The organism is Rathayibacter sp. AY1D5, assembly GCF_002932515.1.
GTDB lineage: Bacteria > Actinomycetota > Actinomycetes > Actinomycetales > Microbacteriaceae > Rathayibacter.
The window spans coordinates 13,084-34,929 of record NZ_PSVU01000039.1 but is presented as its reverse complement, the minus strand read 5'-3'; the positions used below and the strand labels follow the sequence as shown (position 1 = coordinate 34,929).

Genomic DNA, 21,846 nt, shown 5'->3' with positions numbered 1-21,846 from the left:
TGCGACAACTCCTGCGCACTCGCGAGCGGAGGCGGCGGCGGACGCGCCGAGACGACGGAGGCCGCCGCACTCGAGCTCGAGTGCGACGGCCTCCGGACCGTCAGGAGCGGGCGACCGCGGGTCAGGCCAGGCGCAGCAGGCGGCAGCCGTGCGGCTCGAGCTCGAGTTCGACGGCGCCGCCGACGATCGGCAGCTCGGCGCCGCTCCACACATCGACGGCCGAGGTCGCGCCGGAGCAGCCCAGGTCGGCCAGATGAGCGGAGTAGGACCGCGCCGACGAGCCCAGCCAGAACACTCCGCGCCACTGCTCGTCGCCGCGCCACGCCGACCACACCACCAGGTCGCCGTCGCGGACGATCTCGCGGCTGCCGTCGCTGCCGAGCAGCGCGAGGACGTCGTCGTTCGTCAGCAGCGCCAGGGTGTCGGCGGGCGTGTCCGGGAGGTGCCCGCCCATGATCAGCGGCGAGCGGAGCAGGCACCACAGCGTCACGAGCGTCCGCTGCTCCGCGGGCGTGAACCGCGAGAGCCGGTCCTCGCCCACGTGCGCGCGCACGCCGATCCGCCCCAGCGGCAGCATGTCGGCGTCGGCCCACGCGCCGGGGCGCTGGTGCGGCGCCCAGCGCGCGGCCCGCTGGAACTGCTCGTGCAGGTGCGCCCAGTCGTCCCAGAAGTCGTCCGAGATCCGCCACATCTGCGCGGTCGAGCGCAGCAGCTCGAGGTTCTCGAGCGAGAGCTGCTTGCCGGGGGAGAGGCTCAGCACCATCGGGCGGCCGGTCGCGTCGATCGCGCGGGAGAGGGCGGCGATCTCCTCCGCCTGGATCGGCGGGTAGAGCACGTCGTCGAGCTTCACGAAGTCGACGCCCCACGAGGCCAGCTGCGCCATCACGGAGTCGCAGTACTGCTGCGCGCCGGGCGCGCTCATGTCGACTCCGTAGTTGTCGGGGTTCCACGGGCAGACGTTCCCGCGGTCGGCGATGTCGGCGCAGGTCGCCTCCGCCCCGAGCACCGGCAGGCCGAGCTCGGCCGCTCGGCGGGGGACGCCGCGCATCAGGTGCACGCCGAAGCGGAGGCCGAGGGCGTGCACGCGCGCGGCCAGCGCCGTGAATCCGCCCGTCGCCGCGGAGGGGAAGCGGCCGACGGCGGGCTGCGGGCGTCCCCAGTCGTCGAGCACCGGCTCCGACACCTCCTGGTAGTCGCTCGTGCCGGGATCGGGCTCGTACCACTGGATGTCGACGACGACCGTGTCCCAGCCGTGCGGCAGGAGGTGCTCGGCGAGGTACTCGGCGTTCGCGAGCACCTCCTCCTCCGTCACCGAGGCGCCGAAGCAGTCCCAGCTGTTCCAGCCCATCGGCGGGCGGCGGGCGGCCTCCGTGCGCGCGGCGATCACGACAGCTCCAGCGTCACGGTCGCGAAGGAGTGCGGGGGCAGCGTGACGCGCAGGCCTGTCGCCGTGGTCTCGATGCCCTCGAGGGCGACGGGGCTCACCTCGTCGGCGGCGCCGGGCCGGTTGTGCGCGTCGGGGCGGTCGGCGGTGAGGAGGCGGCCGGTCGCGCCGGTCACGGTTCCACCGCGGAAGTCGAGGGAGACCTCGAGCGGCTCCTCCAGGTCGACGTTCGTCAGCGAGACCAGGACGCGGCCGTCCTTCGTGGAGGCGGAGGCGGAGGCGACGGGGATCTCGCGGCCGTCGACCGCGTGCGTCGGGCCGGCGACCGTGGTCGGCAGCACCGTCGCGTCGTGGTGCCCCTTGTTCATCTCGAACACGTGGTAGGTCGGCGTGCGGACCATCTCGCCGCCGTCCGGGTCCGTCAGCAGCATCGCCTGCAGCACGTTCACCGTCTGCGCGATGTTCGCCATCGTCAGGCGGTCGGCGAAGCCGTGGAAGACGTCGAAGTGCCAGGCCGCGACCATCGCGTCGCGGATCGTGTTCTGCTGGAAGAGGAAGCCCGGGTGGGTCCCCGGCTCCACGTCCCACCAGGTGCCCCACTCGTCGAGCACCATCCCGTACTTCTTCTCGGGGTCGTGGACGTCCATCACCGCGGCGTGCGAGCGGAGCAGCTCCTCGATCCCCTGCGCGGCCACGATCGTGCTCCAGTAGGTGTCGGCGTCGAAGTCGGTCGCGCTGCCCTTCGCGTGCCAGCTGCCGCCGATCGTGTAGTAGTGCACCGAGACCGACTCCCACGGCACGGAGGAGAAGGGGTGCCCCTCGATCTCGGGGATCACCTCCATCAGCGTCTGCGTCCAGTGGGTGTCGGCGCCGTCGGCTCCGGCGGCCACGCGGTAGAGCGGAGTGTCGTTGCCGCTCTGCACGAAGGTCCCGAACTGCCGCGCCAGGTCGGCGTAGGCGCCGGCGCGCATGTTGCCGCCGCAGCCCCAGGTCTCGTTGCCGAGCCCCCAGAAGCGGACGGTCCACGGCTCCTCCCGGCCGTGGGAGCGGCGCAGATCGGCCATCGGCGACTTGCCCGCGCCGGTGAGGTACTCGGCCCAGTCCGCCATCTCCTGCACGGTGCCGGATCCGATGTTGCCCGAGATGTAGGCGTCGGCGCCGAGCAGCTCGCAGAGCGCCATGAACTCGTGGGTGCCGAAGGAGTTGTCCTCCGCGACTCCGCCCCACTGCGTGTTGATCAGGCCGGGACGCTCCTCGCGCGGGCCGATGCCGTTGGTCCAGTGGTAGCGGTCGGCGAAGCAGCCGCCGGGCCAGCGGAGGTTGGGGATGTCGAGGGCGCGGAGGGCCTCGACGACGTCCAGGCGGATCCCGCCCTCGTTCGGAACGGGCGAGTCCTCGCCGACCCAGAAGCCGTCGTAGATGCACCGGCCGAGGTGCTCGGCGAAGTGGCCGTAGAGGTGGCGGCTGATGGTGGCGCCGGGGCGGTCGAGGTCGACGGTGACGGTGCTGTTCACGGGGTGCTCCAGGGTGGTGGCGGACGGGTCGGCGGCGGTGCCGGCGGTGTCGAGGACGCCGGGGTCGGCGGCGGTGCTCACGCGGTCTCGCGGACGAGCCGCAGGACGATCGCGCGGTCGGCGTGGAAGGTCGGCAGGTCCAGGCCCGCCTCGCCCAGCAGGCTCCCCGAGTAGGCGGGGGCCGGGGCGTCGGAGTCCAGCGGCACCGTCGACTCCAGCCAGTGCGGGCTCTGCCAGGGCGGGCCGAGCGAACCGGGGCGCGCGGTCTCGATCCGGTAGCGCGCCCGCGGATCCAGGCCCGGGAGGCGGACGCGGCGGCGCGAGTCCGCGGTCAGCGCGGGAGTGACCAGCGTGTACAGCGCCTCCGAGCCGTCCGGCGCGACGACGCCGCGCAGCGACGGCGCGTCGGGGTCGGAGTCGTCGCCCCCGACGACCCGGCCGGTCGCGATCAGGCCGCGGTGCTCGCGGTACGCCGCGATCCAGCCCGCCAGCACGGGCTCCTCCTCCGCGTCCAGCTCGCGGAGGTCCCACTCGATCCCGAAGTGGCCGAGGAAGGCGATCGCGCAGCGGGTGTGCAGGTCGCTGGTGCGACCGGTGACGGAGTTGACCGGCGAGGCGACGTGCGATCCGAGCATCTCCGGCGGCACGAGCAGCCCGGTCCAGCGCAGCATCCGCGAGCGGTCCAGCGGGTCCTGGTTGTCGGAGGTGTGCACGCGGTCGGTGCGCTCGAGGATCCCCAGGTCGACCCGGCCGCCGCCGGAGGCGCAGCTCTCGATCTCGAGCTCCGGGTGCCGGGCGCGCAGCTCGTCGATCAGCCGGTACAGCGCGAGCGTCTGCTCGTGCACCGCGGCCGTCCCGGTGGCGGGGTGGCCCGCGTCGATCAGGTCGCGGTTGTGGTCCCACTTGAGGTACGCGATGCCGAGGTCGGCGACCAGGCCGTCGAGCACGCCGAGGATGTGCGCGAACGCGTCGGGATTCGTCAGGTCGAGCACCTGCTGGAAGCGGAACCGCGGCGGCAGCTCCTCGCGGGCCCGCAGGATCCAGTCGGGGTGCGCGCGGGCGAGGTCGGAGTCCTCGTTGATCATCTCGGGCTCGACCCAGAGGCCGAACTCCATGCCCAGGCCGCGGACGTGCTCGGCGAGGGGGAGGAGGCCGTCGGGCCAGGCGACGTGGTCGGGCGTCCAGTCGCCGAGGCCGGCGCGGTCGTCGCTGCGGCCGAGGAACCAGCCGTCGTCGAGCACGTAGCGCTCGACCCCGAGGGCGGCGGCGCGGTCGGCCAGCTCGGCGAGGACGGCGAGGTCCTGGTCGAAGTAGACCGCCTCCCAGACGTTGAGCGTCACCGGGCGCAGCCGGCGCGAGGAGCGGGAGACCCCGCGGAGGTGGGCGTGGAAGCGGGCGGCCGCGGCGTCGAGGCCGTGGCCGAAGCTGCCGGAGATCCAGGGGGAGGAGTAGCTCTCGCCGCTCGCGAGGCGCACCTCGCCGGGCAGGAGCAGCTCGCCGCCGCGGAAGGCGAGCCAGCCGTCGCCGCGCTCCACCGCGTGCTCGTGGTTGCCGCCGATGCCGACGTGGCAGAGCCAGACCCGCCCGTCGGCGGAGTCGAAGCCGGGGGTGCCGACCGCGACGACCGTCGTCGCGTCCAGGCCGGTGCGGCCGCGCCGCGAGGAGCGGGAGTGGGTGCCGGTGACGACGGGGTGGCGCTGGGGGATCTTCTCGGTGCCCCAGCGGCCGGAGAAGTCCAGGATCTCGCGGGCCTCGGTCGGGATCCGGAGGGCGGGGTCGACGCCGATCACCTCGAGGTGCCCGGCGCCGTCGTTGCGGACCGAGACGCGGGTCCTGAGCAGTCCGGCAGGAGAGAGAACGATCTCTACGACGACCCCGATCCGGGCCTGCGCGGCGTGCGCCTCGACGGTCACAGCGGCGCTGCCGGCCTGCGCGACCGCGCCCTCCGCGAGGGCCTCCCCGTCCACCGAGACGGTGTCCACGGTCAGTCTCGGCGACCAGCCGGCGCCCTCCCGGTGCACCCGGAGACCCGGCAGGCCGGCCCAGCCGAAGGTGTGCTCGGGCAGGATTCCGGGCTCGTAGGGGACGTCGGAGGAGCCCTCGATCCCCGTCCGCACGGGAGTTCTTGCGAAAACTGCGAGATCGTCGTCGCTCGCGTCGAGTCGCGGACCCCAGTGCAGCAGCACGGGCAGGTCGCCTCCCGACTGAGTGAGGAGGGCGGACACGTCATCGGCGACGAGATGGATCACTCTCGGGGATTGCATGTCCCCATTCCTATCGTCGATCCTGGTCTGAGTACAGCGAGAGATCGATCTCGACCCTCGGTCGGATGGACCACCGCGCGGATCGACCCGCGCCGATCGACCACCGCTCGCACCGCTCATCCCCACCACCCACCGCCTCGACGAGGAGCGCCCATGCCGCTGACCCACCCGGCCCCGCACGAGACCCGCCTGGAGCGCGGGGTGCTCGACGCGCGGCGGCGGCTCAACCGCGACTACCTCCTCTCGCTCACCGATGAGGGGCTGCTGCAGAACTTCCTGATCGAGGCCGGGATCGGCGACCAGGGCTGGCACCTGCACCCCTCGCAGGACTCGCGCGAGGCCCGCGGCCTCGACCGGCACTGGGGCTGGGAGACGCCGGGCTCGCAGCTGCGCGGGCACTTCCTCGGCCACTGGCTCTCCGCCGCGGCCCGCGAGGTCGCGGTCACCGGCGACCCGCTGCTGCGCGTCCGGATCGACTCCGTGCTCGACGGACTCGAGCGCTGCCAGGAGGAGAACGGCGGCGGCTGGATCTGGGCGATCCCGCGCGGCTACCTCGACCGCCTCGCGACCGGCCGCCCCGTCTGGGCGCCGCAGTACGCGATGCACAAGCTGCTGATGGGCCTCGTCGACCTGCACCTCGACCTCGGCGACGAGCGGGCGCTGCGGATGGCGCGGGCCGCCACGGTCCCGCTGCTGGAGTGGGTCCGCGGATTCGACGACGCCGAGTTCCAGGAGATCCTCGAGGTCGAGACCGGCGGCATGCTCGAGGTCTGGGCCGACCTCCTCGCGATCACCGGCGACCCCGTCTACACCGAGCTGCTCGGCCGCTACGACCGCCGCTCCCTCTTCGAGGGCCTGCTCGAGGGCCGCGACGTGCTGACCAACATGCACGCCAACACCACGATCCCCGAGGTCCTCGGCGCCGCCCGCGCCTACGAGGTCACCGGCGACGAGCGCTGGCGGAGGATCGTCGAGGCCTACTGGGAGCAGGCGGTCACCCTCCGCGGCACCTTCTGCACGGGCGGTCAGACCTCCGGCGAGATCTGGACGCCGCCCTTCGCGTTCGCCGCTCGCCGCGGCGAGAAGACGCAGGAGCACTGCGTCGTCTACAACATGATCCGGCTGGCCGACGTGCTGCTGCGCTGGACCGGCGACCTCGCCTACGCCGACTACATCGAGCGGAACCTCTGGAACGGCCTCCTCGCCCAGCAGAACCCGCGGACCGGGATGGTCGCCTACTTCCTGCCGCTCGAGGGCGGCGCGCGCAAGGACTGGGGCAGCCCGACCGAGGACTTCTGGTGCTGCCACGGCACGCTGGTGCAGGCGCACACGCGCCACTCCGGGCTCGTCTTCTACCGCGGCGGCGACGCCGAGCTGACGATCGCGCAGCACGTCGACGCGAGCCTGCGCCTGCCGACCGCCGCCGGCGACGCGGCGGTGCGGGTCGAGGTGCTCGACACCGCCGGCTACGTCGGCCCGGACGCCAACGCGGGTGCCGCGGGCGACGTGCACCGCCCCACCGCCTCGCGGATCCGGGTCGAGATCGTCTCGGAGGAGGGGGTCGCGCTGCACGTGCGGCTGCGGGTGCCGGAGTGGACCGTCGGCGAGCCGGGGGTCGCGGGCGACGCCGAGCGCGTCCGGGCGGGCGACGGCGCGCTCCTGATCGAGCACCCCGGCGGCCGCACGAGCGTCGACCTCGCCTTCGGCACCGAGATCCGCGCCGTGCCGATCCCGGACGAGCCGGGCACGGTCGCCTTCGTCGAGGGCCCGATCGTGCTGGCCGGCCTCGTCGACCGCGAGATCGCGCTGCGGGGGCGCCTCGAGGACGCCCCCGCCCTGCTCGCCCCCGACAACGAGCGGCAGTGGACCCAGTGGCTGCGCGGATACCGCGCCGTCGGCCAGCCCGCCGCCGTCCGCTTCCGGCCTCTGCACGAGGTCGTCGACGAACCCTTCTCGCTCTACTTCCTGGTCTCGGCCGGGAGCTGATGGACAGGATCCCCTCCGTGACCTGCGCTCCGCGCTCATGACCGCCTCCACCGCCTCCCCCGCCGTCCAAGCGATGCCCCGCGGCCGCCTCCTGCTGCCGATCTTCGCGATGCTCGTCGGCTTCGGGCCGCTCACCATCGACCTGGTGCTGCCGTTCCTGCCGACGCTGCAGGACGATCTCGGCGTCTCGGTGGCGACCGCCCAGCTGGTCGTCACCGGCGCCACCTTCGGCTTCGCGGCCGGCCAGCTCATCTCCGGACCGCTCAGCGACGCGGTCGGCCGCAAGTGGCCGCTCGGCGTCTCGGCGGCGCTGCACATCGCGGCGAGCCTCGTCGCGGCGATGACCTCCGACACCGCCGTGCTGCTCTCGGCTCGCTTCGTCCAGGGCGCCGCCTGCACCGCCGCGGGTGTCGTCGTCACCGCCATCGTCCGCGACCTCTACAGCGGCAAGCGGCTCGTCACGATGCTCGCGAACCTCGCCGTGATCGTCTCGGTCTTCCCGATCCTGGTGCCCTCCGTCGGCGCGCAGCTGACCAAGGTGATCGACTGGCGCGGCTCCTTCCTCGCGGTCGCCGCCTGGGGAGCGCTCGCGACCGTGATCGCGCTCCTGGTGCTGCCCGAGACGCTGCCCCGCGAGCGGCGGCACCAGGGCGGGCTCGGCCCGTCGCTGCGCAACTCCTTCGGGATGCTCCGGCGGCCGCGCGTGCTGGCGCTCGCCGCCGCCTCGGCCGCGGGCTGGTCGGTCGGCTTCGCGTATCTCGCGACCGCTCCCTTCCTCTACACGAACGTCTACGCGGTCGGGCCCGACCTGTACGGGCTGCTGTTCCTGGTCACCTCGCTCGTGACGATCGCGGTCGGGCAGACGACGGGACGGGTGATCGTGCCGCGGTTCGGACCCCGGTTCGCGATGTTCGCCTCGGCGATCGTCACGGCGCTCGGCGCCGTCGTGGTCGCGGTGCTCGCGCTCACCGGCACGCAGCCGCTGCTCGTCGTCGTCGGCGCTCTGACGTTCGCGCTGGCCGGCCGCTCGCTCGGCTTCGCCCCGGTGCAGTACCTCTCGCTGCAGGGCCCGTCGAGCGAGGCGGGCAGCGTCACGGCGATCCTCGGCACGGTCAGCTTCACAGCGGCCGGACTGGTGATGCCGGTGATGGGCGCGTGGGCCGAGATCTCGCTGATCCCGTTCGCGATCCTGCTGCTGCTCGCGGGGCTGGTCGAGGGCGGCGTCGCACTGCTGTTCCGGCCGGGCTCGCGGCGCTTCGATCCGGGGGCGCAGCGGCTCGAGGACGAGCCGGCCGGGGCCGCCCGACCGGCCGGCCCCCGCGCGCACGACGAGAAGAGCTGAGATGACCCTCCGGGAAGAGACCACCGTGGAACTGCGCTCCGGCGACTACACCCTCCGCGTCGAGGCGGGCGGCCTCGAGGTGCTCGCGGGCGAGCGCGTCCTCTACGCGAACGACCGGCCGCTGCGCGTCACGGTCAAGACCGTCGCCGCGATCAGCGAGTACTCCGGCGCGCCCTACGATGACGTCTCGCTGTCGGAGGGGGCGATCACCGCGAGCGGGACGATCACCGTCCGCTCCGGGTCGGCCTTCGCCGTCACCGACGTCTGGCGCGTCGCGGGCGACGGCTTCTCCGTGCACCGCGACGTCGAGGTGCTGGCGGCCGGCGGTGACCTCGGCTTCTCCACCGCCGTCTCGCTCGGGCTGACCGGGTCCGACGACCTCCGCGACTACGAGTGCTTCGCCCCCGGCGCCTGGTACCGCGACAACGCCTTCGGGCCCGCGGACGCGATGGGCCGCGACCCCGGCAGCGAGTACTTCTGGCGCACCGAGACGCACTACGCGCTGCCGCTGTTCGCCGCGCAGAGCCTCGCGACCGGCGAGACCGTGGCGCTCTCGCGCTGGGCGGCCGACGCGACGCTGCCGCGCCTGGACGTGGTCCGCTCGGAGAACTTCACCGACCCTGAGTGCACCGTCGGCTCGATCGGCCTGAGCCGCCCGCAGGGCACGACGCTGAACTACCTCTACTACGGCTTCGGCGTGCGGACCCCGCTCGACGTGCCGCCCGCGGGCCTGTCGATCGACTACGTCCACCCGGGCGCCGACGGCGAGCGCCCGATCGACAACCCCTACTCCGGCCTCGACTACGACGCCGCCCCGAAGGCCCTGCAGCGGGTGAACCACCCGGTCGAGGTCGGCTTCCGCCAGCGCTACGCCGTCGCGGTCGACCTCGGCCGGTACGACGACTTCGCGACGATGATGCGCGCCACCTGGCGCAGCACCTACGCCCGGCTCCGCGACGACCTGTTCGAGGTCGACAACGAGCGGCACTTCCACCACGGCATGGCGATCCTCCAGCGCCTCACCCGCCGCTACGGCGACTCCTGGGGCCTGCCGTTCGCCTGCCAGCTGCCGGACCTCGACGTCTCGAGCGTCTCCTTCCAGTTCGGCTTCGTCGGGCAGCAGCCGGGCATCGGCTACCAGCTGCTGCGCTACGGCGACCGCGAGGGCGTGCCGGAGGCGTTCGAGCAGGGCGTCGGCATCGTCGACTTCTGGGCGCGGACCGCGCTGCCCGAGTCGGGCCCGCCGCGGATGTGCTTCAACCCCTCGCTCGGCGGCTTCGAGCCGTACCCGCACTACCTGCGGATGCTCGCCGACGGCGTCGAGGCGATCCTCGACGCCTACCTGCACCTGCGGGACCTCGGCGACGAGCGCCCGCTCTGGCTCGAGTTCTGCCGGCGGACCGCCGACTGGCTGCTCGAGGTGCAGGACGCCGACGGCAGCTTCCACCGCGCCTACAACGCCGACGGCTCGGTGCGGATGGACTCGCGCTCGAACACCCCGAGCGTGATCCGCTTCCTCGTGCAGCTGCACCTCGTGACGGGGGAGGGGCGCTACCGCGCGTCCGCCGTGCGCGCCGGCGAGTGGTCGTTCGCGAACATCCACCGCACGCTGGAGTACCGCGGCGGCACCTGCGACAACGCCGACATCCAGGACAAGGAGGCGGGCATCTACGGACTGTTCGGCTTCCTCGCGCTGTACGACCTGACGGAGGAGCCGCGCTGGCTGGAGGGCGCCGTCCGCGCCGCCGACTACACGGAGACCTGGACCTACGCGTGGACCTTCCCGGTCCGCGCGCCCTGGGCGCATCCCTTCAACCGGTACTCGATCAGCGGACAGAGCATCATCACCCTCGGCGGCGGCGCCGACGTCTACATGGCGGCCTGCTCGTACAGCTACTACCGACTGCACCTGATCACGGGCGACGAGCACTACCTCGATTTCGCCGAGTTCCTGCACCGCAACACCCGCCAGTCGACCGACGTCGACGGCAGCATCGGCTACGCGATGCCCGGCCTCGGCCACGAGAGCGGCGACTTCGCGACCCAGACCCTGCGCAGCCACCACCACTGGCTGCCCTGGTGCACCTTCGTCGAGGTCGACCCGGCCTCGCGCCTGCGCGACACCTTCGGCGTCTACGAGATCGCCGACGCGCAGCGCCTGCCCGCCGCCGAGCGGGCGGCCCGCAACCGCGTCTACGACCGCTACGGGCACTCGCGGAGCTGACCCGACCCACCGCATCCGGCGCGCGTCTCGTTCTCCCGTCGACGCGGCCAGACGGCGGGTCCGGCGGCCAGCGGGGACGACACCCGTTGCGCTGCTCCGCCTCCGTCGGCGGACCGGAGCTCGTTCCGCGTGCCGCAGCCGGACCCTCCGCAGCGCCCTCAGCCGCGCCACTCCACGTCGACGCGCACCGCCTCCGCACCGAGCTCCAGCCCGCCCGACACCTCGCGCCCGTCGACGCGCAGCACCGCGTCGCGCAGCGTGCGCACCCGCGTCCCGCCCGCCGGTGCCAGCCACTCCGCGCTCGGCACCCGCCGCACCCGCAGCGTCGCCCGCCCCGGCGACCACTCCAGCCGGTCCACGACCACCCCGCCGCGCGCGCGCAGCCCCGTCACGGCACCCCGCGCCCACGCGGACGGCAGTGCCGGCAGCACCGTCAGCGTCTCGTCATCCGATCCCAGCAGCATCGCCGCCACGAGCCCCGGCAGTCCGCCGCTGGCGTCGAGGTTGAAGATCCGCCCCGCGTCGTGCCGGGTCGTCAGCGTCGGTGACCAGTGCTCGACCGCGAGCCACTCCGCGCAGGTCAGCGCCGCCTCCCCGTCACCCAGCGCCGCCGCCGCGACGCCCACCTGCACCAGCCCGAACGCCATCTCCATCCGCCCGGGAGGAGCGGTCGGCGCCTCGGCCCGCCACGCGATCTTCGCCGCCACCGTCGCCGCCGCGGCGGCCCGAAGCCGCACCGCGGAGGCGCCGGGGCCCTCGAAGGCAGCGTCGCCCGCGTACCAGAGCGGGTACAGCTGCGACGCGTGCCGGTGCGCGATCTCCTCCGCGAACCGCGGGTCGATCCACTCCGCCAGCGTGCCGTCCTCGGCGACCCGGTACTCTGGCAGCTCCGCGACCACCCGCGCCCAGCGCTCGTCGAGCGAGTCGTCGCCGCGGGCCCGGCCGAGCAGCGCCGTCGCCCGCGCGGCGTCCCGCAGCACGGCGACGTCGATCGTCGCATCGACCGCTATCGGCGAGCGCGCACCACCCGGTGTGTTCTCGGGGGAGTAGGAGGGGACGATCCGGCGCACCCCGTCGACCACGGTCGTCCCGGTCTCGGCGAAGCGCAGCACGCCCTCGGCCAGCTCCCACAGCCGGTCGTCGACGATGCCGCGGTCTCCCGTGGCCGCGACGGCGTCGGCGGCCAGGCGCAGCACCCAGCCGCCGCAGCCCGTCCAGAAGAGGTGCGGGTAGCTCGCCGCGAAGTGGTCGGCGCGGCCGTGGGTCGACATCCGCGACGGCAGGAGCATCCCCTCCGCCCCGTAGACGAGGCGCGCGTTCTCGCGGTAGTCGTCGAGGTGCGGCAGCACCAGCTCCAGGATCGACAGCGCCAGCTCGGGCGTGCCGGTCGGGATCATCCCCGCCATCGCGCCGTTCTGCACGTTGCCGTTCAGCGTGTAGTCGGCGGACCAGGCCGGCCGCCAGGTGCCCTGCCAGACGCCCTGCAGCGTCGGCGGCAGCTCGCCGGTCGACGCGACGATGTTCGCGCGGCCGCTGAGGTACGCCAGCTCGACGACGCGGCGGCGCGCACCCTCGTCGCCGGCACGCGCCTCCTCCCAGAGGTCCTCGGTGAGCACCGCGGAGGAGGCGCCGGCGAGATCGAGGGAGGAGGCGCCAACCAGCCGGCCGTGCCCGTGGCGCTGGGCCTCGCGCAGCTCCGCCCACGAGGCGTCGTCGCCCGTCGACTCGCCGCCCGCACGCTCCCGGCTCGCCGGCTCGTCGCCCGCCAGCGACAGATCGACGCGGAGGAGCGCGCCCGCCCCGGCCGCGACCGGCACCGTCGAGCGGGTCACGACGCCCTCCACGTCCCACGGCGCCCCGGTCGCCGCGGTGACCGTCGCGCGGATCCGCTCGCCCCCGGTCTCGGCGCTCCCGGTCCCGGCGACGGCCAGCAGCCGCCCGACCGCACCGCCCTCGACCGTCGCCTCGACCACGGCCGACGCGTCCGGCACGCCCGTGTCGAAGGAGGTCGCGTCCCCGGCGCCCAGCCCGAGCTCGACCGTGCTCTCGCCGTCGCGCTCCGACTCCACCCGCAGCCGGACGCTCTCGCCCCCGTGCGGAGCGATCAGCCGCACCGCGTGCCGCCCGCCGTCGAGGTCGGTCCACTCGACCGCGACCTCGCCCAGCAGCGGGTCGAGCAGGCGCCGGCTCGACGCGACCCCGCCGGCCGTGCGGATCGACAGCGTCGCGCACAGCCCGAGCGGATCGGTCCAGATCAGGCCGCCGTCGTAGCCGCTCGCCCGCGCCCCGCGCTCGAGCAGGTCGCTCGCCGCGTCGGCGTCCCCGGCCAGCAGGGCACTCCGCAGCTCGTCCCGCACCGGGGCGAGGTCCGGGGCGGCGGGCCGCGCGTTGACGGGGAGGAAGTAGCGCTCGTGCGCCAGCGAGACGGTGAGCGCGTCGGCCGGGCCGTGCACCACGGCGCCGACGCGGCCGCTGCCGACGATCAGGCCCTCCTCCCAGGTCGGGGCCGCAGTGGCGGTGACGAGGGTGGGCGTGCGCGACAGTGCGCCGGCGATCGGGGCGATGATCGGTTCCTTTCGGGCTCGCGGGAGTGCCTGATATGTTGCGTGAACCCTCAAATTACCTCTCCCGGTGCGACGGCGCGCGGGAGTCGAGAGTTAGGAATCCGCGATGACGCGACCGATCACCCTCTTCACCGGCCAGTGGGCGGACCTCCCCTTCGAGGAGGTGGCGCGCCTCGCGGGGGAGTGGGGCTACGACGGCCTCGAGATCGCCTGCTGGGGCGACCACATCGACGTGGCGCGCTGGGACGACGCGGAGTACGTGCAGAGCCGGAAGGACATCCTCGAGCGCAACGGCCTCCAGGTCTTCGCGATCTCGAACCACCTCACCGGCCAGGCGGTCTGCGACGACCCGATCGACGAGCGCCACCGCGACATCCTCAGCGACCGCGTCTGGGGCGACGGCGACCCCGAGGGCGTCCGGCAGCGCGCCGCCCAGGACCTCAAGGACACCGCCCGCTTCGCCGCCGCGCTCGGCGTGACGCAGGTCAACGGCTTCTCCGGCTCGTCGATCTGGAAGGGCGTGGCCATGTTCCCGCCCGCCTCCGACGAGTGGATCGCCGCCGGCTACCAGGACTTCGCCGACCGCTGGAACCCGATCCTCGACGTCTTCGAGGAGGTCGGCGTCCGCTACGCGCTCGAGGTGCACCCGAGCGAGATCGCCTACGACTACTGGACCGCCAAGCGCACCCTCGAGGCGATCGGCCACCGCGCCTCGTTCGGCTTCAACTTCGACCCGTCGCACTTCGTCTGGCAGCAGCTCGACAGCGTCGCGTTCGTGCTCGACTTCGCCGACCACATCTTCCACGTTCACGTGAAGGAGTCGGTCACCAACCTCGACGGCCGCAACGGCGTCCTCGGCTCGCACCTGCCGTGGGTGAACCCGCGCCGCGGGTGGACCTTCGTCTCGACCGGGCACGGCGCCGTCCCGTGGGAGCCGGTGTTCCGCGCGCTCAACGCGATCGGCTACACCGGCCCGACCAGCGTCGAGTGGGAGGACGCCGGCATGGACCGCCTCGACGGCGCCCCCGAGGCCCTGGCCTTCGTGCGGAAGCTCAACGCGATCACGCCGCCGGCCGACGCCTTCGACGCGGCGTTCTCGACCTCGCGCGACTGACCGCCCGCCGCACGCCTGCATCCCGGAGGCCGGAAGGACCGACTGCCCGCGAGGGCCGTCCGGGCCTCCGGCCTCCGTCGTGCTGCGAGCGCGTCCGCAACCGGGGCCGGGACGCTGCAGCGGGCGCCGAACGGGCCGGAGCGGGCGATCCGCCCTCGATCGCGGACGTGATCCAGGTCGGTCTCGGCGGCGGGCCCCCCGCCCCGACCCGGCGGCTCGCCGGGAACGACGGAACGGCCGGCCCCCCGCAGGGAGCCGGCCGTCCGGCCTCACAGGATCTACAGGCCCTGGGACAGGCGGTAGTACGCCGCGTTCGAGCGGATGTCGGACTCGAAGCCGCGGAGGGTGGTCGACTCGTCGATCACCAGGAGCTCGACGCCGGCGATGCGGGCGAAGTCCTCCCACGCCTCCAGGCCGATCTGCGTCGTCATCACCGTGTGGTGCGCGGCACCGGCGGTGATCCAGGCGGCGGCGCTGGTGCCGAAGTCGGGGGCCGGCTGCCAGACGGCGCGGCCGACCGGCAGGTGCGGCAGCGTCTGCGGCGGCTCGACGTTCTGGACCTTGTTCGCGACCAGGCGGAAGCGCTCGCGGACGTCGCTCAGGGCGACCACCACGGCGGGGCCGGCGTCGGCGGTGAAGACCAGGCGCACCGGGTCCTCGCGGCCGCCGATGCCCAGCGGGTGGATCTCGAGCGAGGCGCGCTTCGACGACAGGGACGGCGACACCTCGAGCATGTGCGCGCCGAGGATGAGCTCCTCGCCGGGCGTCATGTCGTAGGTGTAGTCCTCCATCAGGCTGGTGCCGCCGGGGAGGCCGGCGCCCATGACGGCGGCGATGCGGATGAGGACGGCCGTCTTCCAGTCGCCCTCGCCGCCGAAGCCGTAGCCGTCGGCCATGAGGCGCTGCACGGCGAGTCCGGGGAGCTGGCGGAGCCCGCCGAGGTCCTCGAAGCTGTCGGTGAACGCCTCGAAGCCGCCCTCCTCCAGGAACGAGCGCAGGCCGATCTCGACCGCGGCGCCGTAGCGGAGCGACTCGTGGCGCTCGCCGCCGGGGAGCAGCTCGGGGACCACGTCGTAGCTCTCGACGTACTCCGCGACGAGGGCGTCGATCTGCTCGGAGGTGGCGGCGTCGACGCGCTCGACGAGCTCGTTCACTCCCCAGGTGTTGACGCTGACGCCGAGGCGGATCTCGGCCTCGGTCTTGTCGCCCTCGGTGACGGCGACGTTGCGCATGTTGTCGCCGAAGCGGGCGACCTTCATGCTCTGCGAGGCGGACCAGCCGGCGGCCGCGCGCGACCAGGTGCCGATGGCCTCGGTGACGCGGGCGTCGCTCGCGTGGCCGACGACCGTCTTCCGAGGCACGCTCATCCGGCTGAGGATGTAGCCGTGCTCGCGGTCGCCGTGCGCGGCCTGGTTGAGGTTCATGAAGTCGAAGTCGATGTCCTGCCACGGCAGGGCGACGTTCGCCTGGGTGTGGAAGTGCAGCAGCGGCTTGGCGAGCGCGTCGAACCCGTGGATCCACATCTTCGAGGGGCTGAAGGTGTGCATCCAGGTGATGACGCCCACGACGGAGTCGTCGGAGTTCGCCTCGATCATGGTGCGGCGGATGGCGTCGGAGCTCTTCAGCACCGGCTTCCACTCGACGGTCACGGGGATCGCGCTCGCCTCGTTGAGCTGCGCGACGACGGCCTGCGACTGCTCGGCGACCTGGCGGAGGGTGTCCTCGCCGTAGAGGTCCTGGCTGCCGGTCAGGAACCAGACGGTGCGGGTGGCGAGGTCGGGGATGATGCTCTGGTACACGCTCATGCGATGGCTCCGGTGGGGTTCTGTCCGTAGACGTTCTGGTAGCGGTCGAACAGGGCGTCGATCGACTCCTGCGGGATGGGGACGAGCTCGCCGCCCTGGCGCGCGAGGTGCACGGTGCGGGCGACGTCCTCGGCCATGACGGCCGCCTTGACGGCGTCCTTCGCGTCCTTGCCGATGGTGAAGACGCCGTGGTTCTGCATCAGGACCGCGCGCGAGCGGTGCCCGCTGAGGGTCGCGACGATGCCGCGGCCGATGGAGTCGTCGCCGATGATCGCGAACGGGCCGATGGGGATCTCCCCGCCGAACTCGTCGGCCATCGCGGTGATGACGCAGGGGATCGACTCGGCGCGGGCCGCCCACGCGGTCGCGTAGGTGGAGTGCGTGTGCACGACTCCGCCGACCTCGGGCATCTCGCGGTACACGTAGGCGTGCGCCGCGGTGTCGCTGGAGGGGCTGCGGTCGCTGCCGGGGGTGCCGGGGACGACGTTCCCGTCGAGGTCGCAGAGGATCATGTTCTCGGGCGCGAGGTCGTCGTAGGAGACGCCGCTGGGCTTGATCACGAAGAGGTCGGCACCGGGCACGCGGCCCGAGATGTTGCCGCCGGTCCAGATGACGAGGCCGTAGCGGACGAGCTCGGAGTGCAGCCGCGCGACGTCCTCGCGGACGCGGGCGATCGCCTCCTCGACGGCGGGGGTCTGGGTGGTCATGCGGTGGCTCCCTGGTTCTGCGGGTCGGTGAGGGTCTCGACGGCGGTCTGCTCGACGGCGAGGCCGGCGCGGTAGCGCTCGAGGTAGGCGGAGAAGCCGGCGACGTCGTCCGCGTCGGGGGCGACGGTCTCGAAGCCGGAGTCGCCGAAGACCTGATCGGTGAGGTACGCGTCGAGCGCGACGCCGCTCTGCAGGCGGTAGGCGGCGAGCACCGCCATGCCCCACGGGCCGCCCTCGGAGGCGGTCGCGGCGACCGAGACGGGGGCGTCGAGCGCGCCGGCGAGGAAGCGCTGGGCGACCCCGGCGGTGCGGAACATGCCTCCGTGCGCGAACATCTCGTCGATCCGGACGCCCTCGCCCGCGAGGACGCGCATGCCCAGCGCCAGGGTGCCGAACACGCCGTAGAGCTGCGCGCGCATGAAGTTGGCGAGCGTGAGGCGCGAGTCGGGGGTGCGCACGACGAGCGGGCGGCCCTCGACCAGCCCGGCGATCGGCTCGCCCGCGAGGTGGTTGTAGGCGAGCAGTCCGCCCGCGTCCGCCTCGCCCTCGAGCGCCTCGGCGAAGAGGGTGCCGTAGACGGCGTCGCTATCGGAGGGTCCGCCGGATGCGGCGGCGAACCGCGAGAACAGGCCGACCCAGCCGGCGAGCTCGCTGGCTCCGTTGTTGCAGTGGACCATCGCGACGAGGTCGCCGGCGGGGGTCGCGACGAGGTCGAGCTCGTGGTGGACGCTCTCCAAGGGGCCCTCGAGGACGACCATGGCGAAGATGCTGGTGCCGGCGCTGACGTTGCCGGTGCGCGGGGCGACGGAGTTGGTCGCCACCATGCCGGTGCCGGCGTCGCCCTCGGGCGGGCAGGCCGGGGCGCCGGGCCGGAGGGAGCCGGTGGGGTCGAGCAGGAGCGCGCCCTCGGCGGTGAGCGAGCCGGCGTCGGCGCCCGCGGGGAGCACGGCGGGCAGCAGCTCGCGCAGCGGCTTCACGGCGCCGGCCGCGCGCGCGTCGTAGAGGTCGACGACGCGCTGGTCGTAGTCGCGGGTCGCCGGGTCGGTCGGGACCATCCCGGAGGCGTCGCCGACTCCGAGGACCTTCTCGCCGGTGAGGCGCCAGTGCACGTAGCCGGCGAGGGTGGTGAGGAAGTCGATCCGCTCGACGTGCGGCTCGGAGTCGAGGACCGCCTGGTGCAGGTGCGCGAGCGACCAGCGCAGCGGGATGTTGGCGCCGAACAGCTCGGTGAGCTCGGCCGACGCGGGGCCGGTGCTGGTGTTGCGCCAGGTGCGGAAGGGGACGAGCAGCCCGCCGTCCGCATCGAAGGGGAGGTAGCCGTGCATCATCGCCGAGACGCCGAGCGCCCCGACGGAGGAGAGCTGCACGCCGTGGCGCGACGAGGCGTCGGCGACGAGGTCCGCGTAGGCGGCCTGGAGGCCCGCGTGGACGGCGTCGAGGGAGTAGGTCCAGCGGCGGTCGACGAACTGGTTCTCCCACTCGTGGCTGCCGACGGCGAGGACCACGGACGGGTCGGCCGCGTCGACCAGGCACGCCTTGATCCGGGTGGAGCCGAGCTCGATGCCGAGGGCGGTGGCGCCGCTCGTGATCACGTCGGCGGGGGTGGGCCTGCGCTGGTCCATCATGCTCCTCGCTCGGGCGATGTGACCGTTCACAAAGCCCCGGGTCAGCGTAGGCGAAACGGCTCGGGGTCGGCAAGCGAGGGGCCGCCCGACGGGGTCCGACTGCTCCTCCGCCGCCGCAAGCCCCTTCCGCCGGGGCCGCCCGCTTGGTCGCATGAGGCATGCGTGAGATCAGACTCGTCAGACTCGTCACCCGCCTCGAGAACGCCTCCGCCCTCGATCCGCTCGTCGGCCGGGTGAAGCGGGCCGTGAACGCGGTGGTCCGGCCGCAGCCGGTGCGGGACGTGCTGCACGGCGTCCCCGTCGGCCACCCCGTCCATCCGCTGCTCGTCCTCGTGCCCACCGGCGCCTGGGTGTCGGCGGCGGTGCTCGACCTGCTGCCGGGGAACCAGCGGGCGGCGCGGACCCTCGTCGGCGTCGGCGTGATCAGCGTCCTGCCGACCGCCGCCTCCGGCTTCAGCGACTGGTCGGAGCTGCACGAGCAGCAGACCCGCGTCGGGCTGGTGCACTCGGCGGCCAACGTGGTCGCGACGGGCCTCTACGCCGCGTCGTGGGTGCAGCGCCGCCGTGGGCGCACCACGAGCGGGAAGGTGCTCGGGATGCTCGGGCTCGCCGTCGTGTCAGGCGGCGGCTACCTGGGCGGCCACCTCAGCTACCGCCAGGCGGCGGGGGCGAACCACGCGGAGGACGTGCCGCACCGCTTCCCCTCCGGCTGGCAGGAGCTCGGCGCCCTGGCGGACCTGCCGGAGCGCACGCCGGTGAGGAGGGAGGTCGCGGGCCTCCCCCTGCTCGCCTTCCGGCGGGGCGAGCGGATCGACGTGCTCTCGAACGTCTGCAGCCACCTCTCGGGCCCGCTCGACGAGGGCGAGGTCTCTGCGGACGGCTCGGGGGAGGCGTGCGTCGCCTGCCCGTGGCACGGCAGCGCCTTCTCGCTCGAGACCGGCGAGGTGCTGCGGGGGCCGGCCACCTCGCCGCAGCCGCGGTTCGAGACGCGGGTGCGCGAGGGGCGCGTGGAGGTGCTGCTGCCGCACGCGGGGTGAGGCGGGGGCCGGTGCTTCTCAGGCCTGAGCCGTCGACGCCCGCTCCACCAGCACTGGCGGCACCGGGCGGTCGACGGCGGGCTCCTCGCCGCGCAGCTCCGCGAGCACGACGCCGATCGTGCGGCGGCCGACCTCCGCGAAGTCCTGGCGGATGGTGGTCAGCGGCGGCTGGTAGTGCGCCGCCTCGGGCACGTCGTCGAAGCCGACGACGCTGAGGTCCTCGGGCACGCGCAGTCCCCGCTCGGTGCAGGCGTGCAGGAGTCCGAGGGCCATCTGGTCGTTGCCGGCGAACACCGCGGTCGGCAGAAGCGCGGCTCCGAGGAGGCGGAGGCCGGCGCGGTAGCCGGACTCGGCGCTCCAGTCGCCCTCCACGACGGCGACGGGGTCGAGGCCGGCCGCGCTCATCCCGGCGCCGAAGCCCTCGAGCCGCGCCTGCGCCTCCACCCAGTGCTGCGGACCGGCGAGGTGCGCGATGCGGGTGTGGCCGAGGCCGACGAGGTGCCAGGTGGCCAGTCGCGCTCCGGCCGCCTGGTCGACGAGGAGCAGGGAGTCGGCGCCGCGGTCCGTCGCGCCGAGCGTCACCGAGGGGACGCCGATCGCGAGGCTCTCGATCGCCTCCAGCGCGCGCTCCTGCGGGGCGAGGACCACGATCGCCTCCACCGACTCCCGCTGCAGGTGGGCGAGGCCGTCGGCCAGCGACTCCGCGTCCGGCGCCGCGTTCACGACCGGGACCCGGTAGCCCGCGTCGCGCGCCGCCTGCTCGATCGCGGCCATCGCGGTGGCGGTGCCGTAGAAGCTGTGGCTCTCGGCGGCGAGGATCCCGATCAGGCCGGAGCGGCTCGTCGCCAGGGCGCGGGCGGCGGCGCTGGGGCGGAAGCCGAGGTCCTCGATCGCGGCGAGCACGCGCTCCCGGGTGCGCGGCCGCAGCTGGGGGCTGTCGTTGAGCACCCGCGAGACCGTCTGGTACGACACTCCGGCCCGCACCGCGACGTCGCGGATGGTCGGCGCGCGGTCGAGGGGCATGGCCATACCGTAGCGGTGCGTGCGCCCCCGTCCCCTCCTGCGAGACGCCTCCCGGGAGCGGGTTCGTCGGCGGGTCGCGTACCGGAGTGGCGTCCCGCGGGCGCGGGTCAGGGGCCGCCGAGCCAGTGGTCGATGCGGTGGTGGTCGGGGGTGAAGCCGTGGTCGACGCCCCAAAGGACGGCCTGCGTGCGGCTGGTCGCGCCGATCTTTCCGTAGACGCTGCGGATGTAGGACTTCACCGTGTTGGGGCTGAGGTAGGTGAGCGCGGCGACGTCGGCGTTGCTCTTGCCCTGCGTGATGAGCGCGAGGATCTCCGACTCCCGGTCGGTGATGCCCTCGTGGCGGCCCGGCCAGTCGAGGCCCGGTGCGCTGCCCGCCCGCCGCGGAGGATCGCTGACGACGACCTCGCCCGCCGCCACTCGCTCGAGCGCGGCCACCAGCTCCCGCGCCGGCAGGGTCTTGGAGAGGTAGCCGTGGACGCCCTGCTCGAGGGCGTCCGTGATGAGCGTCGGCGCGAAGTTCCAGGTGTAGACGACCACGTGCTCGGCCCGCTCGTTGCGCACCAGCTCCGCGATCTCGTGGTGGTCCGACTCCGGCTGGGCGAACGAGTCGTAGAGGACGACGTCGATCCGATCGGAGAGGGAGGCGTTCGCGTCGATCTCGGCGACGACCACCCGGTCGCGGTAGTGGTCGAACATGTGCGCGAGGCCCGTGAGGACGACGTCGTAGTCGTCGACGAGCGCGACGGTGAGGGGCGCACGGCGGGTCATGGTCGGACGCTACCGCACGGCTCGTCGGGGCGAGCACACCCCCAGGGGTGTACCGCCGCCTCCTCCGGGGTGGTTGCGTAGCCATCGGTCCCGCAACCGCGGAACCGATCAGCGGGCCCCCGCCCGCACAACGGAAGGACGACCGCCATGCTCGGTCTCATCATCAGCCTCATCGTCGTCGGACTCATCGCAGGAGCGCTGGCCCGCCTCATCGTCCCCGGGAAGCAGAGCATCAGCATCGGCATGACCATCGTGCTCGGCATCGTCGGCTCGTTCGTCGGCGGCTTCCTCGGCTTCCTGATCTTCCAGCACGACCCGATGGACGGCTTCTTCCAGCCCGCCGGCATCATCGGCTCGATCATCGGAGCGATCATCGTCCTGCTCGTCTACACCCGCTTCGCCGGCCGCTCCGCCGCGCGACGCTGACCCGCAGCGCACGGCGACAGCGAGGTCGCTGCCGACCCGCCCTCCGCGGGCGTGCAGGCAC

15 protein-coding genes are annotated in these 21,846 nt (G+C 73.5%); 6 read left to right on the top strand and 9 right to left on the bottom strand.

Going from position 1 to position 21,846, the window contains the following annotated elements; all coding sequences use genetic code 11:
- Positions 1 to 121: 121 nt before the first annotated feature.
- From C5C82_RS12330 to C5C82_RS12320, 3 genes are all read right to left on the bottom strand, one after another.
- Entirely contained in the window at positions 122 to 1,387 is a 1,266-nt protein-coding gene (locus C5C82_RS12330; RefSeq protein WP_258062972.1) for a glycoside hydrolase family 27 protein, read from the bottom strand.
- Entirely contained in the window at positions 1,384 to 2,898 is a 1,515-nt protein-coding gene (locus C5C82_RS12325) for an alpha-N-arabinofuranosidase (RefSeq protein WP_104249818.1), read from the bottom strand. The genes C5C82_RS12330 and C5C82_RS12325 overlap by 4 nt, the downstream gene beginning before the upstream one ends.
- A gap of 77 nt (positions 2,899 to 2,975) precedes the next feature.
- Positions 2,976 to 5,162, bottom strand: coding sequence for an alpha-galactosidase (locus C5C82_RS12320; RefSeq protein WP_104317143.1), 2,187 nt, complete (start codon positions 5,160 to 5,162; stop codon positions 2,976 to 2,978).
- Positions 5,163 to 5,315: 153 nt separating this feature from the next.
- Between C5C82_RS12320 and C5C82_RS12315 the strand changes: the two genes are divergently transcribed.
- The 3 genes from C5C82_RS12315 to C5C82_RS12305 are packed head-to-tail and all read left to right on the top strand — an operon-like array spanning position 5,316 to position 10,714.
- A complete protein-coding gene (locus C5C82_RS12315) occupies positions 5,316 to 7,148 on the top strand; it encodes a beta-L-arabinofuranosidase domain-containing protein (RefSeq protein ID WP_181134445.1) in 1,833 nt (610 codons plus the stop codon).
- Between the two features lie 37 nt (positions 7,149 to 7,185).
- Positions 7,186 to 8,490: a multidrug effflux MFS transporter gene (locus tag C5C82_RS12310; RefSeq protein WP_104297241.1), complete on the top strand. Its 1,305-nt coding sequence runs from the start codon at positions 7,186 to 7,188 to the stop codon at positions 8,488 to 8,490.
- A 1-nt stretch (position 8,491) separates the two neighbouring features.
- Positions 8,492 to 10,714 carry a hypothetical protein gene (locus tag C5C82_RS12305; protein ID WP_219814846.1) on the top strand — a complete coding sequence of 741 codons (2,223 nt, stop codon included), beginning with the start codon at positions 8,492 to 8,494 and terminating at the stop codon, positions 10,712 to 10,714.
- A gap of 158 nt (positions 10,715 to 10,872) precedes the next feature.
- Here C5C82_RS12305 and C5C82_RS18200 read toward each other — a convergent pair whose 3' ends face one another.
- Positions 10,873 to 13,332, bottom strand: coding sequence for a glycoside hydrolase family 95-like protein (locus tag C5C82_RS18200; protein ID WP_104355160.1), 2,460 nt, complete (start codon positions 13,330 to 13,332; stop codon positions 10,873 to 10,875).
- A gap of 52 nt (positions 13,333 to 13,384) precedes the next feature.
- Between C5C82_RS18200 and C5C82_RS12295 the strand changes: the two genes are divergently transcribed.
- A complete protein-coding gene (locus tag C5C82_RS12295) occupies positions 13,385 to 14,392 on the top strand; it encodes a sugar phosphate isomerase/epimerase (RefSeq protein ID WP_104355159.1) in 1,008 nt (335 codons plus the stop codon).
- A 278-nt stretch (positions 14,393 to 14,670) separates the two neighbouring features.
- On the opposite strand, the gene araA is transcribed toward C5C82_RS12295, so the two are convergent.
- Genes araA through C5C82_RS12280 form a run of 3 tightly spaced genes read right to left on the bottom strand, consistent with a single transcriptional unit; the run spans position 14,671 to position 18,526 of the window.
- A complete protein-coding gene (gene araA, locus C5C82_RS12290; protein WP_104233641.1) occupies positions 14,671 to 16,197 on the bottom strand; it encodes an L-arabinose isomerase in 1,527 nt (508 codons plus the stop codon).
- Positions 16,194 to 16,904: an L-ribulose-5-phosphate 4-epimerase gene (locus tag C5C82_RS12285; RefSeq protein WP_104224687.1), complete on the bottom strand. Its 711-nt coding sequence runs from the start codon at positions 16,902 to 16,904 to the stop codon at positions 16,194 to 16,196. The genes araA and C5C82_RS12285 overlap by 4 nt, the downstream gene beginning before the upstream one ends.
- Positions 16,901 to 18,526, bottom strand: coding sequence for a xylulokinase (locus C5C82_RS12280; protein WP_104233642.1), 1,626 nt, complete (start codon positions 18,524 to 18,526; stop codon positions 16,901 to 16,903). The genes C5C82_RS12285 and C5C82_RS12280 overlap by 4 nt, the downstream gene beginning before the upstream one ends.
- Positions 18,527 to 18,687: 161 nt before the next feature.
- Between C5C82_RS12280 and C5C82_RS12275 the strand changes: the two genes are divergently transcribed.
- Positions 18,688 to 19,566, top strand: a complete 879-nt coding sequence (locus tag C5C82_RS12275; RefSeq protein WP_104355158.1) for a Rieske 2Fe-2S domain-containing protein — start codon at positions 18,688 to 18,690, stop codon at positions 19,564 to 19,566.
- Positions 19,567 to 19,584: 18 nt separating this feature from the next.
- Here C5C82_RS12275 and C5C82_RS12270 read toward each other — a convergent pair whose 3' ends face one another.
- Together C5C82_RS12270 and C5C82_RS12265 are read right to left on the bottom strand one after the other, a co-directional pair.
- The gene (locus C5C82_RS12270; RefSeq protein WP_104262311.1) at positions 19,585 to 20,589 is read right to left on the bottom strand and encodes a LacI family DNA-binding transcriptional regulator; all 1,005 of its coding nucleotides are present in this window, start codon (positions 20,587 to 20,589) and stop codon (positions 19,585 to 19,587) included.
- Between the two features lie 107 nt (positions 20,590 to 20,696).
- On the bottom strand, positions 20,697 to 21,359 hold the full coding sequence (locus C5C82_RS12265) for a response regulator transcription factor (RefSeq protein ID WP_104233645.1): 663 nt from the start codon (positions 21,357 to 21,359) through the stop codon (positions 20,697 to 20,699).
- A 147-nt stretch (positions 21,360 to 21,506) separates the two neighbouring features.
- On the opposite strand from C5C82_RS12265, the gene C5C82_RS12260 reads away from it, so the two are divergent.
- On the top strand, positions 21,507 to 21,785 hold the full coding sequence (locus C5C82_RS12260) for a GlsB/YeaQ/YmgE family stress response membrane protein (protein WP_104225042.1): 279 nt from the start codon (positions 21,507 to 21,509) through the stop codon (positions 21,783 to 21,785).
- Positions 21,786 to 21,846: the final 61 nt, after the last annotated feature.

Coding starts and splice junctions, on each gene's coding strand:
- C5C82_RS12320 (WP_104317143.1), bottom strand. CDS start 5,162: ATGCAATCCCCGAGAGTGATCCATCTCGTCGCCGATGACGTGTCCGCC.
- C5C82_RS12315 (WP_181134445.1), top strand. CDS start 5,316: ATGCCGCTGACCCACCCGGCCCCGCACGAGACCCGCCTGGAGCGCGGG.
- C5C82_RS12310 (WP_104297241.1), top strand. CDS start 7,186: ATGACCGCCTCCACCGCCTCCCCCGCCGTCCAAGCGATGCCCCGCGGC.
- C5C82_RS12305 (WP_219814846.1), top strand. CDS start 8,492: ATGACCCTCCGGGAAGAGACCACCGTGGAACTGCGCTCCGGCGACTAC.
- C5C82_RS12295 (WP_104355159.1), top strand. CDS start 13,385: ATGACGCGACCGATCACCCTCTTCACCGGCCAGTGGGCGGACCTCCCC.
- araA (WP_104233641.1), bottom strand. CDS start 16,197: ATGAGCGTGTACCAGAGCATCATCCCCGACCTCGCCACCCGCACCGTC.
- C5C82_RS12285 (WP_104224687.1), bottom strand. CDS start 16,904: ATGACCACCCAGACCCCCGCCGTCGAGGAGGCGATCGCCCGCGTCCGC.
- C5C82_RS12280 (WP_104233642.1), bottom strand. CDS start 18,526: ATGGACCAGCGCAGGCCCACCCCCGCCGACGTGATCACGAGCGGCGCC.
- C5C82_RS12275 (WP_104355158.1), top strand. CDS start 18,688: ATGCGTGAGATCAGACTCGTCAGACTCGTCACCCGCCTCGAGAACGCC.
- C5C82_RS12270 (WP_104262311.1), bottom strand. CDS start 20,589: ATGCCCCTCGACCGCGCGCCGACCATCCGCGACGTCGCGGTGCGGGCC.
- C5C82_RS12265 (WP_104233645.1), bottom strand. CDS start 21,359: ATGACCCGCCGTGCGCCCCTCACCGTCGCGCTCGTCGACGACTACGAC.
- C5C82_RS12260 (WP_104225042.1), top strand. CDS start 21,507: ATGCTCGGTCTCATCATCAGCCTCATCGTCGTCGGACTCATCGCAGGA.